This is a genomic window from Galbibacter sp. PAP.153, assembly GCF_037029175.1.
GTDB lineage: Bacteria > Bacteroidota > Bacteroidia > Flavobacteriales > Flavobacteriaceae > Galbibacter > Galbibacter pacificus.
Map to the genome: position 1 here is coordinate 41208 of NZ_JAZEUN010000022.1, position 17400 is coordinate 58607.

Consider the following 17400-nt stretch of genomic DNA (forward strand, 5'->3'; position numbering starts at 1 on the left):
AATTTTAAAAATTATGATTGCACAAATAAAAACATTCGATACGAATGTACTTGCCATTGAAGTTTTTGATGGCTTTACCGAAGAAGACGAAAAAATATGTCAGAAATTGTTTAATGAAAAGATAGATGAAGGATTTAAAAAAGTAAACGTGCTCATTAAACTGGATGAAGCAAAAATGTCTCAAAGTAGCACCAAAGCTTTTTTTGAAGATATGGTATGGGCGCTAAGAAACTATAAAAAAATGGGACATATCGCCATTGTTGCCCATTCTAATGTAATAAAAGCATTGGTGCCCATAGACAACCTGTTTTTTAAGCGTGCTGGCGAAGGAAGCTACGAACGCTATTTTGACGTATCGCAACTAGAAGAAGCTTTTATGTTTGTAAATTCCTCCGTTTAAATAGGTGTGGCGGTCGGTTTAGTATTTTTGTAGCAACCCGGCTTCTTTTAAACTATCTTTTATGGTTTCCAACACCATTTTATATGTTTTCCGCCGGTAAAAAAGCAGGTAGCCAAAAGTTAAAAACCAATTTCCCGAAATGCTCCTTACCAACATTTTTAGGCGCTTTTTAATGGGTTTTCTATAAAGATGCTCAAATGTATGCAAATCTATTTTTGGGTATTGCGGATATTCAATTACGGCATCGGTACCATAGGTTTCAAAATCGAATTGGGTATTAAAGGCCTTTGTAACTTTCATGTCCGGGATAATGGGGAAAAACTTTTTTCCGGAGTTGCCCTGAGCCGGGATAGTATACAAAAACCTATCCATGCTTTCCGGACTCATAGTGACGCCCAGGCGCTTCTCTATGTTTTCTTCTTTTACCGAAAAATGATACCGTAAAAAATCTTGGCAATTTTTTCTTCCGAGTTCAAAATCGTGCTTCCGAAGGGAATCGTCCATAAAACCAGCAAAACCACTTATGGGCGAAGATGCCAAATGGTGTTGTTCCCTAACTGCTGCTCCGTTAATAATGGTCTTTCTGCTCGGGGCCACTAAAAATTTGGTCCGGTCGCTTAAAGACAATGCATCTAAAATACCATCCTGGTTAAACATTACCTGGTTTCTCAATGCCTTGAACATGCCCTTGGCAACATTTAAAATATCGCGGTCGGGATTAAACAACGAAGGACTATTGTCTTGATTGGGAAAGGGATCTATCATTACAATGGCATAATTATCGTTTTTCTGTAGGTTTTTGTTCTTTTCGTTCAAAACTTTTATCCCAATACCATAAGGTTCGTTATTTATAAGTCCGCCATCAATGGAATTGAATTTATAACTTTCTTCGTTGTCTAAAATTAACGGGGTTATTCCTTTTCTTCTTCCAAAGAGGTATTTTGGGTAACGTTCAATATATTTTTTGGATATTTCTATTTCCCTGGACTTTAGCCCAATGGGGAATGCAGCGGTACTTAACGTGGCATCTCTTAAATAATGAATATCCTGAGTCTCTTTTAAATCCAACACATAATACAACGAATTTTCATCGGCAGGAACTCCCCGCGAAAACAATTCGTTTTTAACCTTATACCTAAAAAAGCCTCCGTGGTTGGTAATAATATTGGCAGCATTGGTTTGACTGTTCCCGCTAAAATCGACCTTAAAATTGAGTCCGCGCAAATTGGTAGTTGTCAGGATAAGGTCGATATCTTTAGAAACAAACGGCGGATAATGTACCGTTTCGTTAATATGCAAGGCATTGTCGGCAATTTTTTCTATTGCAATGCTGTTCAATAGCGATTGCGGTAATTTGTTTTTATCAAGGTCTTGGGTATCCAAAAGCTTTTCTAAAGTTTTTCCCGTATCGTCATCGGCCATTTTTACCCAACATTTATAAAAAAGGTTGTTTTCTCCTTTAGGGTTAAATCTGTTTACGGCCCTGTGTTTTTTAGACAATAAGCTCATAAGGGACAGCGTGCCTGTTATGCCCCCTGCCGAAGCACCGCTAACAACATCTATAATAACATCGTGCATCGGGATGCTCTGGTCGTATTCGGGATGATCGCTGCCAAGGGCCTTATTTTTATCTTTTGCTTGTTGCCAAAGCTGCAAAGTTTCAATTAAATAATCCAGTACCCCTGCGGTATAGGATCCGGCAGAAACCGCTCCTGCCATTGTTAGACAAAGTTTAAATGATTTGGGCATAATCTCGTTGGTTTTTCTTCCCATAAAATTAAGGGGAATTATTAAAAATCTCTTAAGGCGGAGCAAAAACTCTAAAAAATATCACAATTTGCAGTGAAACTTCTGTTAAAGCACATTATACAAGTATAGAAAAGAAGTACATTTCGCCTTGCTAATACACTTTTACATGTGATAAATTTACCCAACAGACTCCTTTTTTTCCTTCTATTTTTTATAGGTCATGCGCCACTTTTTTCTCAGGAAGCAAAAACAATTAAACTCTTTGTTTATAAAGACAATAAGGCTATTGAAAAATTTGGCGTTGCCAATATTACTACCAAGGAAGAAGGAAAATATATAGATGGTTACCATGTAATTAATGCTTCTGTTGGGGATGAATTGTTTATAGCTTCGGATGATTTTAAAAATTTTTACAAACTGGTGACCACGGAAGATACCGTTGAGGGGAAAATAGAAATTTATACCAAAGACGGAATTATTCAACTAGAGGAAGTGGTACTTACCGAAAAAAAGTTGTCTTATGGAACCTTTACGGAATATGCCCCAAAAATTTATACTCCTGCGGAAAGGCAATTGCGAACGGCATCAAAAGTTTTTGGCGGTGGTGGGATAGGTTTCGACCCGGTTATAAACTTAATAAGCGGAAGAACCAAAAAACTTAAAAAGCGTCTCAAAGCCGAAACCAAAAACAATATTGTAGAATTTCTGGAAGACAACTACAAAGACTATATTTTAAACGACTTGGAGCTCCCCAGGGAACAATTAGGCCTTTTTTGCTATTTTGTTTCAGATAAAAACAAAGGAATACATAAAATATCCGAACGTAAACGGGTGGAGTTTTTATTAAAAAGATTGTACTTGGAATTTGTAAAAGACCCCGCAGATGACTAACCGATAATTTTTATGGCCAGCACCAAAACAAATTACAAAACACCACTCTTTGCCTTTTTATTTTTAGGTATTTTTCCCTTGTTTTCACAAAAAAACAAAGAATTAAAAATATTTATCTACGAAAACGACAGGGCTATTCAAACCTTTGGAGTTGCCAATATTGCCACCAAGGAAGAAGGAAAACATATAGGCGGTTATTACGTAATAAATGCTTTTGTTGGCGACCAGCTTTTTTTTGCTTGAAAATGCTTTCGTAGGCGTATTTTTATGGAAGATATTGAAAAGGGCAAAATAGAACTGTCTATTAAAAACCCCATTCATGCTGGTTTTGTTACTGATGGTTTCCCAGGCTTATAAAAAGGCCTTTTCGGGCCTTGTTTCGGGAAAACCTTCGTTGGGCTCGCCCATAACGCCGTACATAAATTCTGGAGCTATATATTTCTGATAGTTATGGGAAACTTTTTTCTTGAGATGATATAATATGTACACCCGCAAGAATTAAAAAAACACAAAATTTTTATACACTTGGGCGGTAGTTTTGGTTATTGGTTAGGGTTGTTATGATATTTTAGTTTAGGATGTTATTTTAAAATGCTTTTATATTTATTATTGTCTTTAAGTACATCTTTTGCTGCCTTTATGGCTTCGTCGTTTTGTAAATAATAATCGTATAGGCCATCCCGGTAAAAGTAGCGTACAATCAATTCATCTTCAATATTTTTGCTTATGCTTTGCCGATATTCGTCCAATGAAGCCAATTTACTTTTCTCGATATCGCTCATTAATTTCTGGTAATCGTCTTTTACAGAAGCCCCAAATTCTTCTATTTCGTCGCTTTCTATTACTTTTTTTAGTGCTTTTTCGGTTTTGGTTTCATAGTTAAAGCCACTTTGGGTCACATAATTTTTAAAATTCTGATAATCGCTTTCAGAAAAATTAAAATCGGTCAGGTTTTTAATATCGTGGCCGTAGTAATACTTGGTGGCATAATCAAAAACCACATTGTTTTCCAGAAGCGCATTGGTAATGCTGTTATTTTTTAAGTGCGGTATTTCAATATCGGGCATTACCCCGCCGCTGTCGTATACTTTTCTGCCGTTTCTGGTTTTAAACTCGTTAAAATTCTTTTTTACAATGGCTTGACCGTTTTCGTCGCGGTTCCAATAATCCATGGACTGGATACAACGACCGCTCGGGGTGTAATATCTGGAAATGGTTACTTTAAGCTGCGTTCCGTAATTAAGGCGGATAGGCCGTTGTACAAGTCCTTTACCAAAGCTTCGTGCACCAACCACCACGGCACGGTCTAGGTCCTGTAAAGCACCGCTTACAATTTCACTGGCAGAAGCACTCCTTCCGTTGATGAGGATTACCAATGGAATTTCGGTATCTACCGGGTTTTTTCGGGTGAAATATTGTTGGTTGAATTTTTTTACTTTTGATTTTGTGCTTACAATGAGCTCTTTTTTGGGAACGAACAAATTGCAAACATTAATAGCCTCTGTTAGGAGTCCGCCGGGATTTCCACGGAGGTCCAAAACAATTTTTTTGGCCCCCTGCCCTTTTAGGTCCTCCAGGGCATTTTCGGTTTGTTTGGAAGCTTTGCTGTTGAATTTAGAAAGCACGATATATCCGGTCTCGGGATTTATCATTTTATAATACGGAACGGCATCAATTTCAATTTCTTCCCTTGAAACCGATGTGGTCATGGTTTTTCCCTGCCGTAAATAGGTAATTTCCACATTGCTTTTGGTAGCGCCTTTTAACAGTTCGGTGGCATCGTCCTTAAAATCGGACACGTTGATATCTCCAATTTTAATGATTTCATCGCCTGCCTTTAAGCCCGCTTTATCTGCCGGATAACCTTTATAGGGTTCTATAATGAGCAACTTGTCGTGATAGCTTTTCACCACGGCGCCAATACCGGAGTATTCGCCTGCATTGCTTATTTTAAAGCCTTCTACGTCCTGTTCGTTCATAAACCGGGTGTAGGGGTCCAAATCTTCCAGCATGCTTTTAATGGCCGTGTCCATCAGTTCTGCAGGATTGGTTTCGTCCACATAATTCATGTTTAATTCTTTAAACATGGTGGTGAATATCTCTACCTGCTTGGCGATTTCAAAAAAATCGTTTTTAAAACCTGTTCCAATCAACAGTACAACAATGGCCAGTGCGGGGATAATGATTTTCTTCTTCATGATTTCCTGAAAATTCTTTCTTTAACGAATATAATAATAGTGATTCATCCGTTTAAACCAAAAAAGTTTAAATGAGTTCTTCTGTAAAAATAATGAAATTGAAAGAATAAAGAGACTTATTCCTTAATATGCGCGTCAAACTTTTCATGGAGTTTTTGCAGGATACTGTTTAATTTTTTAAAGGAGGGAATTTCTTTTCCGGTATACAAAAGCATGAAAAGGTATGGGTTTTCGCCTGTGCTTTGTATGAATAAATGTTTGTTTAACCGGTATGCTTCACGGACGAGCCTTTTTATCCGGTTTCTGTCGACTGCTTTTTTAAAGGAACGTTTGGATACGGAAACGGCGGCTTTAAGTTTAGCGCCTTCTGTCTCTTGAGCTCTCATATAAATGAGCCTAAGCGGGTATTTTGACACAGAACTTCCTTCTGAAAACAATGTTCCGATGAGGATTTTATTTTTTAGTCTTTCTTCTTTTGAAAAAGATCGGTCCATTTTTAATGATGAAATTGAGTGTACCAATTTTTGGAAACCTTAAGTAGGCTTTTGCAGTTAAAAACTGCAAAATTATGTCAGTCTGAGCTTGTCGGAGGCTTTTCTCTTCAGGTCAATGAACCCCGACAGCCCGCCTGAACTTTTGGACAGGGCCCAGACTGACAGTTATTTATATACTATTCCGGTTGATAGGTATTGTTGCTTCTATCAATATCGGCCATTAATCCCGAAGGGTCTATTACAATAGCTTTAATATCGCTTGTAGCGGCATCAATTGTAAAATTATGGGTTGGGAAAGCCCACGGCCAGTCGGGTAACACAGTTCTTTTTACTTCAAATGGGTTGCTTTTTTCACCATACATCATCCGTAAAGGCGCATAGAAATATTCCATGGTCCCATCGTTATAAAACACCATTACGTCCACCGGCATGGGCATTAACCCGATGCGTTCCATTTCAACCGTGGTCTTACCGTTTTCTTCAGAAACGTTTTTAATACCATAATCAATGGTATTGGTAGTTTCTGTCCAGTCGGTTAGATACCATTGAAGCTCCATTCCCGAAACTTTTTCTGCGGTTCTTTTTATATCGTTTGGCGTTGGATGCTTAAACTTAAAGTCTTCATAATATTTATGAAGCGTTTCCATTAATTTATCTTGCCCGATAACGTAACCGAGTTGCGAAAGAAATATACAGCCTTTACTGTATGCGGCAATGGAATAAGCTGCATTGATGTCGTAACGGTCGCCATGTGTGGTAAGCGGCTGTTCCTTTCCCGAATTGACTATATATTGATAGCCTTTGTATGCATTTTCAAAAGGGTTGGCCTTGTTGTCGCCCGATATTTTATTTTCTGCCAAGGTTGAAATAAAGGTGGTAAAACCTTCGTCCATCCAGGGATGTTCAGATTCGTTGGTGCCCAATAATTGTTGGAACCAAGAATGGGCAAACTCATGTGCTGTAGTCCCTAAAAGGCTCCCGTATTTTTTTCCTCCGGTAATAAGGGTACACATGGCATATTCCATTCCACCGTCCCCGCCTTGGATCACAGAATATTGTTCCCATGGGTACGGACCGATGTTTTTGTTGTAAAATTCAAGGAGTTCGGCTGTTTTTGGTTGAATTTTTTTCCAGTTATCAACCACTTCCGGGTCGTTTTTAAATAAAAAGTGAAGCGTGACCCCGCTCGGTGTTTCCAACTTGTCGTGAATGTATTCAGGATCGGCAGCCCAAGCAAAATCGTGCACATCGTGTGCTTTGAAGTTCCATGTAATGGTCTTGCCTTTATGCTTTTTTACTTTAGTTCCTTCATCTTCGTACCCATACCCTATTTCGTTTGCATTTTGAAGCACGCCAGTTCCGCCTAGTAGGTACGATTTGTCAATGGTAATGTTCACATCAAAATCACCCCAAACACCGTGAAACTCCCTGGCGATGTACGGATCGGCATGCCAGCCCTCAAAATCGTATTCGGCCATTTTTGGGTACCATTGGGTCATGGAAAGTGCTACCCCGTCTTTATTGTTCCTTCCCGAACGCCTTATCTGTACAGGCACCTGCCCCTTAAATTCCATATCAAAAGTAACAGTTTCCCCGGGGGCAATGGGATTATTTAGATTGACTACCAAAATAGTGCCTTCTTCATTAAAATCTACTTCGCTGCCATCTTGTTTTAATGAAGTTGCATGCAAATACCCAATTTCATCCGGAGCCAATTTGGCAATACGGCTTTCATATTCCGGATTTTCCTTGGTTCCGAGGTTGTTGACCATACGTCTGTCCGGATCTTGAATATTTTGCAGGCGGATGTCCATTTCGCTCCCGGGCTGAAAAGCATTGAAAAACAAATGATAAAATACTTTGGTTAGCGATTCCGGGGAGTTATTGGTATACTTTAATTTTTGCGTTCCGGTATATTGAAACGTTTTTACATCCATGTTCACGTCCATTTTATAGTCAACGTGCTGTTGCCAATAAGCGGGGTTATTTGGTTGTTCTGTGGTTGGTACGGTTCGAGGATCAGAATTTGTCATGGCCCATGCCTGTGTGCACAGCGCTATGCTAAATCCTAATACGGTAAATAGTGTTCGCTTCATTTGTTTGAGTTTAGTTTATTTTTTATAAAAGATGCCAAGGAGCCCTGAACGGATTCTTTCGAGCAGGGCTCAGACTGACATATTGGATTATAATTTTACTTTCCCGGCATTTACCTTATCGGCTAAAATCATGGCATTGTACAGGTTAACCATTTTGCCCGATTTTGAAGCCTCGGCAAACGGTTTTTTGTAATTGGGGTTTCCTCCAAGAATTACGTTTGCCGTGGATGTCAATCCCGATTGCATAATTATTTTTTTCACCTCCCCGGCTTTTAGTTTGGGGAAATATGCCCTAATTAATGCGGCAACCCCAGCAACCGCTGGAGCGGCCATGGAGGTTCCCTGTAAAAATTCATATCCGTTATTGGGCGTGGTAGACCATATTTTGGTTCCGGGTGCAAAAACATCGACATTGTCTTTGCCGTAATTTGAGAACGTAGCTACCATTTCGGGGCCATATTCGTAGTTTAGTGCACCAACGGTCAGGAAATTATCGGCAATTTCTGCGGTGTTGTTTTCATTATCGTTTGGATAGACATTGTTTTCATCTAAATCCAACGATTCGTTTCCGGCGGCCTTAACAATTAACACGTCTTTTGATGCGGCATACTTTATGGCGTCCCAAACCCATTGTTTGTGTGGCGAATAGTATTTTCCAAAGCTTCCGTTTATTACTTTTGCACCGTTATCTACAGCATAGCGAATGGCCAGGGCCACGTCTTTATCGTACTCGTCTCCATTGGGAACGGTTCTTACAGGCATAATTTTTACATGGTCTGCTACCCCGTCCATGCCAATTCCGTTATTGCGCTGAGCGGCAATTATACCAGCTACGTGTGTACCGTGTTTTGCATGCTCTCTATCCCCAATTACATTGTTATCTCCATAATCGGTATCGGTAATATCATCTGGATCGTCGCCTACAATGGACCTTCCGTCGAAATCTTTGTTTAGATTGTAGTTTAACTGGTCTGTAAAATATTCAATTCCTTCTTTCAGTTCTTTTTTAAGATCTGCTACAGAATCTTCATAGGCAAACATTTGTGTCATGGCCCCTGTAGCAGCTTGAGCCTCGGGAGTAGAGGGCTTGTATGCTTTTAAGTCTTCAAGTGTATAATCTTCCTTGCCCAATTCTTTTTGCAGTAATTCGTCGGCTTGTGTTACCGATTGAAGAATTTGCTCGTACCTTGTTTTATTTTGAAGAGCCTCGTTGTATTTTTCGTCATATTCGGCTTTGGCCCGTTGGTAATCGTCAGAGCCATCATCGCCTTTGTTTATAATCCTAACCAGTTCCAGTTGTTCATTATTTGCTTTTCCCAAAAAGTTCCATCCATGAACGTCGTCTACAAAACCGTTTTTATCGTCGTCAATGCCATTTCCGGCAATTTCATCTTCATTGGTCCAGATAACATTTTTCAGGTCTTCATGTTCAATATCGATCCCAGAGTCCAAAACCCCAACAATTACAGTGGTTGGCCGTAGTTCTTTTATGGCATTAAAAATATCTGTATAGGCTTTGTCAACACTCATGCCCGGAATGGTATCGGCAGGGAGGTCGTCGTGGCTCCAGTGTTTAAGCTGTGTATCGGTCAAGGGGCTTACCTTTAATGCAACACTATCTATATTTTCTTCCGGGGTTAACAAGATGTTGGTAGATCCACACCCTGCCAATAAAGTAGTTGCAATAGCACCAGCAACCATAGATTTTTTAATAGTCATTGTTTTCGTTTTAATTAAATAATTCTTTAAATGAGAAAGTGTCTTTAAGCCGAACGCCTTTCCCTGTTTGTTGAAGTGTACATACTTCGTTATGTGCATCGTGTTCCAGCAATAAGTAAAAATTATTGGTTACGGCATGGTCTAAAAAGGTTTTCTTTTCTTCCAGCGTAAGGAGGGGCCGCGTGTCGTACCCCATTACGAAAGGAAGCGGTATATGGCCTACGGTTGGTAGCAGATCGGCCATGAAAACCAGTGTTTTCCCTTTGTATTGTATGTGGGGGATCATTTGTTTGTCTGTATGGCCATTTACATACAGCACATCAAAGCCGAGTTCAGCGTTTTTTAAAAAACCATTATCTGGAACGGGCAAGAAACTTAATTGTCCGCTTTCTTGAATTGGGAAAATATTTTCTTTTAAAAAAGAGGCTTTTTCACGGTCGTTGGGTTTGGTTGCCCATTCCCAGTGGTCTTTATTGCTCCAAAAGCGTGCATTTTTAAACGCGGGTTCGTAAATTCCCTTTTCTTTGTTTAACAGAATGCTACCGCCACAATGGTCGAAATGCAAGTGGGTTAAAAAAACATCGGTAATGTCGTCCCTATGGAAACCGTGGTTTCGTAAAGATTTATCTAGGTTGTCGTCTCCCCATAAATAGTAATACCCAAAAAATTTATCAGACTGTTTGTTGCCAAGACCGGTATCGATAAGTATTAACCGATTGCCATCTTCTATTAACAAAGACCTGGCGGCTATATCAATCATATTATTGGGGTCGGCAGGATTGGTCCTGTTCCAAATAGATTTGGGAACAACACCAAACATGGCACCGCCATCTAATTTGAAGTTTCCTGTTTCAATTGTGTATAACTTCATGAAATTTGTTAAGATTACAACGCATCGCAAATTAAGAAAAGGGAATAACATTCAATAATAAAGGCTTGCATTATTAAATGTTTTTTAACATTTTTATAGTATATTGACCTTATATTCGTTATTCAATCAAAAAAATATGTTAGAACTAGCTGGAATTGTAATTTTGGGCATCTTGGCTCAATGGGTAGCATGGAGATTAAAAATACCTGCTATTCTACCACTTATTTTAATAGGTATTTTTGTAGGACCTATTTCAACCCTCTATACAGACGATGGAACCAAATTAATTGAACCGATATGGAATCCGCAGTTAGATAAAGGACTGTTTCCGGGAGAGGGCTTGTTTCATTTTGTTTCTTTAGCCATTAGCGTCATCCTTTTTGAAGGGGGGTTAACACTCAAAAGAAACGAAGTTTTAAATGTAGGGCCTGTAATTATAAAACTCATTACTATTGGTAGTGTCGTAACTTTTTTATGTTCGGGTTTTGTGGCTCATTTTATATTTGATTTAAGTTGGTCGGTTTCTTTTTTGTTTGCTGCTTTAATTATTGTTACCGGGCCTACGGTGATTACGCCTATTTTAAGAAATATACCTTTAAAAAAGGATATTTCGGCAGTATTGAGGTGGGAAGGGATATTGATCGATCCTATTGGTGCCGTGGCCGCCGTATTGGTATTTGAATTTATATCGATTGGAAAAGGCTCTGAGTATACGCAACAGGCTTTAATAGAGTTTGGAAAAACAGTGGTTGTTGGTTTTTCCATTGGCTTTTCTTTTGCCTATGCACTGTATTTTGCCATAAAAAAGAACGCTATTCCGCATTTTTTAATGAACGTGGTTTCATTATCTTTTGTAATAGGCGTTTATGCCCTATCCGAGCAGTTTGCTCACGAATCCGGGCTATTGTCAGTTGTGGTAATGGGGATGGTTTTAGGGAACATAGACTTGCCAAACCTTAAAGAATTACTGTATTTTAAAGAATCGTTAAGCGTCCTATTGGTATCCATCCTTTTTATTTTGTTGGCAGCCAATATCGACATGCAGGACTTGTATTTAATTTACAATTGGAACACAGTTATTTTGTTTGCTTGTGTGGTATTTTTAATACGGCCGCTTTGTGTTTTTCTCAGCACCATAAAATCAGGACTAAAACTAAACGAAAAAATATTTATTAGCTGGGTAGGGCCCCGCGGTATTGTGGCAGCAGGTATTGCGTCGCTTTTTGGAACACGTTTGGCTTTGGAAGGCGAGCCAGGAGCAGAATACATAACACCGTTGGTATTTATGATCGTGCTGGGAACCGTACTTTTAAATGCAACCACCGCACGGTTATTTGCTAAAATATCGGGCGTATTCTTGAAAGAGTCGAGCGGAATATTAATTGTAGGGGCTTCAAACGTTTCGAGAATTATTGCGAAATATTTACAAAAAAGCGAACGGCACGTGGTACTTATCGATAGTAATAAAGAGAATATTGAAAGGGCAAAGGCAATGGACCTGGATGCCGAGGAAGCCAATATTTTTTCTGATGACCTTGCCAATAACATCGAACTAAACGACATTGGGTATTTAATGGCGCTTACGGCCAGTGAAGAAGTAAACAAACACGCCATAGAGCGGTTTAAAAATCAATTGGGGGAAAATGGTGCCTTTAGGTTGATTACCCCTGAGGAAATGAAATCGGATACCATTGACAGTGAATTGTTGTTCTCTAAAAAAGACGATTATATCAACTTAAGTGAAGTGGCACGCGATTACCCTAAAATAAACGAAATACCAATAGCTTCAAAAGAGCAGTTCATTAAAGAAATAGAAAAGCTCAATAATGAAAAAGATGCCATTCCTATTTTTATAAAAGACAATGAGGAGGAATTGCACATTATCGCTTCGTATGTAAAAGAAATGGAGATCGAAGAAGGCAATCAATTGGTATATCTGGGAAAACCCATGGACGTAATGGATGTAAAGAACAATAAAAACGAAAAGGAAGAAGATAAAGTTACCGAAAATGAAAATCAATAAAATAACAGCAAACACCTTTTTACAATTGGGGGTCCTTTTATCCTTGGTCTTGTTGTTGACCGGTTGCGACCAAACACGACTGAAAAACAAAGGCAACCAACTTTTTGGCAAAAACCCATATACATCCGTAACCAAACTCAATTTAAAGGAAATACCGGAGGGCTATGCAGAAGTAGTTACAGATACTATTTTATCAAACAACTTTGTGGTGAAGGTAAAATATCATTCAACAGACGATAAAGTTTATAAAATTGAAAACAACCCGAACCGTATTGAAAGCACGGCTTATAAAGAGTTTCATTCGGATGTGTCTGTATACTTTAAGGATAGATTGGTACTTAATAAAAGAATAGAAAAAACACTTTTTGTACAGCCTGAAAATAACTTTTGGGACAAGTGTATCATGCAGTCCATTAGCATAGACGAGACCGCTTCTTTAACGAACGATGTTGTTTTTAATATAAGTTTCTTCAATCCTTCACAAGAGGCCTACCTTGATTATAAACTGGTGGTTAACCGTTCTGGGAGTTATTATATTCAGAACATACCAACATAATTCTATACTTTCACAACCGTTTAATCGTTTAGTTTCAATACCGCCATAAATGCTTGTTGGGGAATTTCTACGTTCCCTACTTGGCGCATACGTTTTTTACCTTTTTTCTGTTTTTCCAATAATTTCCGTTTACGGGAAATATCCCCGCCGTAACATTTGGCGGTAACATCTTTACGGAGCGCTTTTACGGTTTCTCTGGAGATAATTTTGGCACCAATGGCTGCCTGGATAGGAATATCAAACTGTTGCCTCGGAATTAATTCTTTTAACTTTTCGCACATTTTCTTCCCAATATCATATGCATTGTCCGAATGAATTAAAGCAGAAAGCGCATCTACCGAATTTCCATTGATCAACACATCCACTTTTACCAATTTAGAAGCCCGCATTCCTATTGGTGAATAGTCAAAAGAAGCATATCCTTTGGAAACGGTTTTAAGGCGGTCGTAAAAATCGAACACAATTTCGGCCAAGGGCATATCAAAAGACAGTTCGACACGTTCGGGCGTTAAATACGTTTGATTGGTAATAATACCGCGTTTTTCAATACAAAGCGACATAACAGGTCCAACAAAGTCGGATTTGGTAATAATAGAAGCTTTTATAAACGGCTCTTCAACACGGTCCAAACTAGAAGGATCGGGCAGGTCCGATGGGTTGTTTACAATAATCTGCTCGTCGGGGTCTTTTTTAGTATATGCATGATAACTTACGTTTGGAACCGTTGTAATTACGGTCATGTCAAACTCGCGCTCCAAACGTTCTTGAATAATTTCCAGGTGAAGCATCCCCAAGAAACCACAACGGAAACCAAAACCAAGGGCCGCAGAACTTTCGGGTGCAAATACCAAGGAAGCATCGTTTAACTGAAGCTTCTCCATGGCACCGCGAAGCTCTTCATAATCTTCGGTATCTACGGGGTAAATCCCGGCAAATACCATTGGTTTTACGTTTTCAAAACCTTCAATCATGTTTTTGGTTGGATTGGCGGCATCTGTAATTGTATCGCCCACTTTAACCTCGCGGGCATCTTTTATCCCCGTAATTAAATACCCAACGTCCCCGGTTTTAATGACCTTTTTAGGGTGCTGTATTAATTTTAGTGTTCCAACTTCATCGGCAAAGTATGTTTTTCCGGTAGCCAGGAACTTTATTTTTTGTCCTTTATGGATCTCACCGTTTATTACCCTAAAATACGTTTCAACACCGCGAAAGGGGTTGTAAACAGAATCAAATATAAGCGCTTGCAACGGTTCGTCTTCTACGCCTTTTGGAGCGGGAATTTTTTCTATTATGGCACTCAGTATTTCTTCTATTCCAATACCGGTTTTGGCACTTGCCGGAATAACATCTTCTGCATCACAGCCCAATAAATCTACAATATCGTCTGTTACTTCTTCTGGATTTGCACTGGGAAGGTCAACTTTGTTCAGTACTGGTATAATTTCCAAATCGTTTTCTAAAGCAAGATAAAGATTAGAAATGGTCTGTGCCTGTATACTTTGTGCGGCATCCACGACCAATAATGCACCTTCGCAAGCGGCAATGGACCTGGAGACTTCATAAGAGAAGTCTACGTGGCCGGGGGTATCAATTAAATTTAAAATATATGTTTCGCCCTTGTATATATATTCCATTTGGATGGCATGGCTCTTAATGGTAATGCCCCGTTCGCGCTCTAAGTCCATATTGTCAAGGAGCTGCTCTTTTTTTTCACGTTCTGTTACAGAGCCGGTAAAATCCAGCAATCTGTCTGCCAACGTGCTTTTACCGTGGTCAATATGAGCAATAATACAAAAGTTCCTAATGTGCTTCATAGCCGTATATCAATGCGTTTTTTCAATTCGCAAATATAAGTTATTTTAACACGCTTGAATAAGATATTGTTCATAATTAAGGAGGATATAAAAAAAATGTTTTAAAAAATATGATTAATTGATAAAAAATTCTATATTTAGAAACCAAATTGCTCTGAACATGCTTGACCAAAAGGTTGTTTTCTTCTGTATATCCTTTTTTGCCGTCCATTTTATCTATGCCCAGCATTATAAAATAGAGGGCCATGTAAGCAATAAAAATAACCAGCCCCTGCCCTATGTAAACCTTATTCTTTTGGCCAAGGATTCAACGGCCATTTCCGGAACTTCCACAGAAGAAAACGGAACTTTTATCATGAGCCAAATTTCCAAAGGGAGTTATATTCTGCAAACGTCCTATGTAGGATATAAAAACACATACAGCCCCGTTGAAGTGAATGCCAATGTACAGATTGGGAATCTGGTCATGCTTGAAAATGTTGAAAATCTGGACGGGGTAACCGTAATTCATCAAAGGCCCCGAATAGAAAAAAAAGGAGGTAAACTTATTTTTCAGGTAGAAAATTCCACCTTGTCATCAATGTCCGGATATGAAATATTAAAAAGAACCCCTACAGTGATTATTGTAAACGATAATATTTCAATAAAAAACTCCAAAACAACCGTTTATATCAACAATAAAAGAGTTTATTTAAATGATATGGAACTAAAAAACCTTCTGGAAAATTTTTCGGGAACAAATATTGCTTCTGTTGAAGTAATTACCAATCCATCTTCTAAATATGATGCAGAAGGGGGCGCCGTTTTAAATATTGTTACGTCCAAAAACATATCTATTGGCTATAAAGGAAGCATAAACGGCAATTATGAACAGGGGATTTTCCCTAAATATAGGTTTGGTACCGACCATTATTACAAAAGCAGTTTTGTTAACTTATATGCAGGATATACTTTTAACCCCAGAAAGGACTATAAAAGAAGCGATAGTTATACCAACTTTTTTAACGGCAATTTGCCCGGGAATCAATGGAAAACGTCCTTGTATAAAACCACACGGTCCAAGGCACACAACTTAAATACCATTGTAAATTTTGATCTGGATACTAAAAATACATTAAGCATAACTTCCAATTTTAATTTTAGTCCCGAAAAAACAATAGATAATCTTGTAGACACCCACATTTTTGATGCCGATGAAAATCCAAACGGAGCATTTATTTCTACCAGCGATATTGAAAACGATAATGTAAATTTAAGCTTTAATGCTACCTATAACAGGGAAATGGGAAATGGCACGACGTTAAGCGCACAGGCAAATTATGTATACTATAACGACGAACAATTTCAGGACATTTTAACTGATTATTACAATGAAAACAATGCGTATGAATATAGCAATATTTTTGGCACGCATTGGACACAGCAGAACAATATTTTTACAGGCCAAGTAGATATTTCTGCTATATGGAACGAAAACAATATTGATTTTGGGACTAAATATTCCGGGATAAAGGGAAACAGCGAGATGATCTTCTTTGGAGATTACATGCCCGAACAAGCCAATAATGACGATTTTGATTATGATGAAACTATTTGGGCGGGCTACGTCAATTTAAATCGGGAATGGGAAAAATGGGCGCTGGAATTAGGGTTGAGGGGAGAATATACCAATGCCATTGGGAACTCGGCTGCTTACGGGGAAGTAAACCATCAGGATTATTTCGGGTTGTTCCCGACCATTAGCATACACAATACCATATCTGATACCCATGAATGGGGAATAAGCTATAAAAGGGCCATAGACCGCCCCCGCTACCAAAGTTTAAATCCGTTTAGGTATTATTTAAATGAAAACAACTTTATAGCGGGAAATCCAACCTTAACACCTTCCACAGAAAACAAGGTAACCTTGGACTATACATATAAAGGAAACTATATTTTTTCCCTCTATTACCAACATGAAAACAATGACCTTGGTAGTTTAACATTTCAAAACAACGAAGACGAAATAACATACAATGCTGTTTTTAATTTAGACGAATCTTTTCAATACAGTATCGACTTGGTACACTACCGCTACCTAACCAAGTGGTGGTATTTAAGCACGTACTTGTCTGAATTTTACTATGAACTAAGCTTTTTGGCCAGGGAAAGCAACAACCAAAAACAAACAATGAACACTTTTGGCTTCTTTGGCCAAGTATACAATTCGTTTACCTTGTCCAAAAACCGTACATGGAGTGCAAGTTTATACCTGGAATATCTTTCCCGTTTTTTAGCCGGAAATTATATAATGAAAGACCGCTTTAAGGCCAATATCGGGATAAGAAAAAAATTAGGGGACGGCAGGGCAGAAATCACCTTGAATGCCAACGATATATTCAATACCTTTAACATTCCCTTTACCACAAAATACCTCAACCAAGACAATGGATATTTGCCAAAACCAGAAACCCGGACGGTATCGGTTGGTTTTAAATACAACTTCGGAAATTACCGTTTAAAAGATAATAAAAGGGAAATCGACTTCAAAGAAGAAGAAAGATTGAACGAAGAAGAAATATTTTAACATACGAAACCAAAAAT

General features: G+C 38.6%; 14 protein-coding genes. 6 read left to right on the plus strand and 8 right to left on the minus strand.

What is annotated here, in order from left to right; all coding sequences use genetic code 11:
- The first annotated feature begins 13 nt into the window (after nt 1-13).
- Complete coding sequence (locus UXI14_RS14245; RefSeq protein WP_277900183.1) at nt 14-400, plus strand: STAS/SEC14 domain-containing protein; 387 nt, start codon at nt 14-16, stop codon at nt 398-400.
- 18 nt (nt 401-418) lie between these two features.
- Here the strand turns inward: UXI14_RS14245 and UXI14_RS14250 are convergent, their stop codons facing one another.
- Nucleotides 419-2149, minus strand: coding sequence for a patatin-like phospholipase family protein (locus UXI14_RS14250; protein WP_335966719.1), 1731 nt, complete (start codon nt 2147-2149; stop codon nt 419-421).
- A gap of 168 nt (nt 2150-2317) precedes the next feature.
- Between UXI14_RS14250 and UXI14_RS14255 the strand changes: the two genes are divergently transcribed.
- The gene (locus UXI14_RS14255) at nt 2318-3040 is read left to right on the plus strand and encodes a hypothetical protein (RefSeq protein WP_277900181.1); all 723 of its coding nucleotides are present in this window, start codon (nt 2318-2320) and stop codon (nt 3038-3040) included.
- Nucleotides 3041-3052: 12 nt separating this feature from the next.
- Nucleotides 3053-3283: a hypothetical protein gene (locus UXI14_RS14260; RefSeq protein WP_335966720.1), complete on the plus strand. Its 231-nt coding sequence runs from the start codon at nt 3053-3055 to the stop codon at nt 3281-3283.
- Nucleotides 3284-3391: 108 nt separating this feature from the next.
- Here UXI14_RS14260 and UXI14_RS14265 read toward each other — a convergent pair whose 3' ends face one another.
- From UXI14_RS14265 to UXI14_RS14290, 6 genes are all read right to left on the minus strand, one after another.
- Nucleotides 3392-3529: a hypothetical protein gene (locus UXI14_RS14265; protein ID WP_277900179.1), complete on the minus strand. Its 138-nt coding sequence runs from the start codon at nt 3527-3529 to the stop codon at nt 3392-3394.
- 92 nt (nt 3530-3621) lie between these two features.
- On the minus strand, nt 3622-5238 hold the full coding sequence (locus UXI14_RS14270; RefSeq protein ID WP_277900178.1) for a S41 family peptidase: 1617 nt from the start codon (nt 5236-5238) through the stop codon (nt 3622-3624).
- A gap of 116 nt (nt 5239-5354) precedes the next feature.
- Nucleotides 5355-5732: a ribonuclease P protein component gene (gene rnpA / locus UXI14_RS14275; protein ID WP_277900177.1), complete on the minus strand. Its 378-nt coding sequence runs from the start codon at nt 5730-5732 to the stop codon at nt 5355-5357.
- 176 nt (nt 5733-5908) lie between these two features.
- Complete coding sequence (locus tag UXI14_RS14280) at nt 5909-7765, minus strand: M1 family metallopeptidase (RefSeq protein ID WP_335966737.1); 1857 nt, start codon at nt 7763-7765, stop codon at nt 5909-5911.
- A 150-nt stretch (nt 7766-7915) separates the two neighbouring features.
- Nucleotides 7916-9547: a S8 family peptidase gene (locus UXI14_RS14285; protein WP_335966721.1), complete on the minus strand. Its 1632-nt coding sequence runs from the start codon at nt 9545-9547 to the stop codon at nt 7916-7918.
- Nucleotides 9548-9557: 10 nt separating this feature from the next.
- A complete protein-coding gene (locus UXI14_RS14290; protein WP_335966722.1) occupies nt 9558-10418 on the minus strand; it encodes an MBL fold metallo-hydrolase in 861 nt (286 codons plus the stop codon).
- 136 nt (nt 10419-10554) lie between these two features.
- Here UXI14_RS14290 and UXI14_RS14295 point away from each other — a divergent pair, with 136 nt between their 5' ends.
- Both UXI14_RS14295 and UXI14_RS14300 read left to right on the plus strand, forming a co-directional pair.
- Nucleotides 10555-12441 (plus strand): cation:proton antiporter, encoded by a 1887-nt coding sequence (locus tag UXI14_RS14295; RefSeq protein ID WP_335966723.1) that lies wholly within the window; start codon nt 10555-10557, stop codon nt 12439-12441.
- A complete protein-coding gene (locus tag UXI14_RS14300) occupies nt 12428-12997 on the plus strand; it encodes a hypothetical protein (protein WP_277900172.1) in 570 nt (189 codons plus the stop codon). The genes UXI14_RS14295 and UXI14_RS14300 overlap by 14 nt, the downstream gene beginning before the upstream one ends.
- Before the next feature lie 20 nt (nt 12998-13017).
- On the opposite strand, the gene lepA is transcribed toward UXI14_RS14300, so the two are convergent.
- Nucleotides 13018-14814 carry a translation elongation factor 4 gene (lepA, locus tag UXI14_RS14305; protein WP_335966724.1) on the minus strand — a complete coding sequence of 599 codons (1797 nt, stop codon included), beginning with the start codon at nt 14812-14814 and terminating at the stop codon, nt 13018-13020.
- Nucleotides 14815-14974: 160 nt separating this feature from the next.
- Here lepA and UXI14_RS14310 point away from each other — a divergent pair, with 160 nt between their 5' ends.
- The gene (locus UXI14_RS14310) at nt 14975-17383 is read left to right on the plus strand and encodes an outer membrane beta-barrel protein (RefSeq protein ID WP_335966725.1); all 2409 of its coding nucleotides are present in this window, start codon (nt 14975-14977) and stop codon (nt 17381-17383) included.
- The last annotated feature ends 17 nt before the right edge of the window (nt 17384-17400 follow it).

What these genes read in the sequence shown, in the direction of transcription:
- UXI14_RS14270 (WP_277900178.1), bottom strand. Translation starts at nt 5,238, where the DNA reads ATGAAGAAGAAAATCATTATCCCCGCACTGGCCATTGTTGTACTGTTG.
- UXI14_RS14290 (WP_335966722.1), bottom strand. Translation starts at nt 10,418, where the DNA reads ATGAAGTTATACACAATTGAAACAGGAAACTTCAAATTAGATGGCGGT.
- UXI14_RS14295 (WP_335966723.1), top strand. Translation starts at nt 10,555, where the DNA reads ATGTTAGAACTAGCTGGAATTGTAATTTTGGGCATCTTGGCTCAATGG.
- UXI14_RS14310 (WP_335966725.1), top strand. Translation starts at nt 14,975, where the DNA reads ATGCTTGACCAAAAGGTTGTTTTCTTCTGTATATCCTTTTTTGCCGTC.
- UXI14_RS14245 (WP_277900183.1), top strand. Translation starts at nt 14, where the DNA reads ATGATTGCACAAATAAAAACATTCGATACGAATGTACTTGCCATTGAA.
- UXI14_RS14280 (WP_335966737.1), bottom strand. Translation starts at nt 7,765, where the DNA reads ATGACAAATTCTGATCCTCGAACCGTACCAACCACAGAACAACCAAAT.
- rnpA (WP_277900177.1), bottom strand. Translation starts at nt 5,732, where the DNA reads ATGGACCGATCTTTTTCAAAAGAAGAAAGACTAAAAAATAAAATCCTC.
- UXI14_RS14285 (WP_335966721.1), bottom strand. Translation starts at nt 9,547, where the DNA reads ATGACTATTAAAAAATCTATGGTTGCTGGTGCTATTGCAACTACTTTA.
- UXI14_RS14260 (WP_335966720.1), top strand. Translation starts at nt 3,053, where the DNA reads ATGGCCAGCACCAAAACAAATTACAAAACACCACTCTTTGCCTTTTTA.
- UXI14_RS14300 (WP_277900172.1), top strand. Translation starts at nt 12,428, where the DNA reads ATGAAAATCAATAAAATAACAGCAAACACCTTTTTACAATTGGGGGTC.
- UXI14_RS14250 (WP_335966719.1), bottom strand. Translation starts at nt 2,149, where the DNA reads ATGCCCAAATCATTTAAACTTTGTCTAACAATGGCAGGAGCGGTTTCT.
- lepA (WP_335966724.1), bottom strand. Translation starts at nt 14,814, where the DNA reads ATGAAGCACATTAGGAACTTTTGTATTATTGCTCATATTGACCACGGT.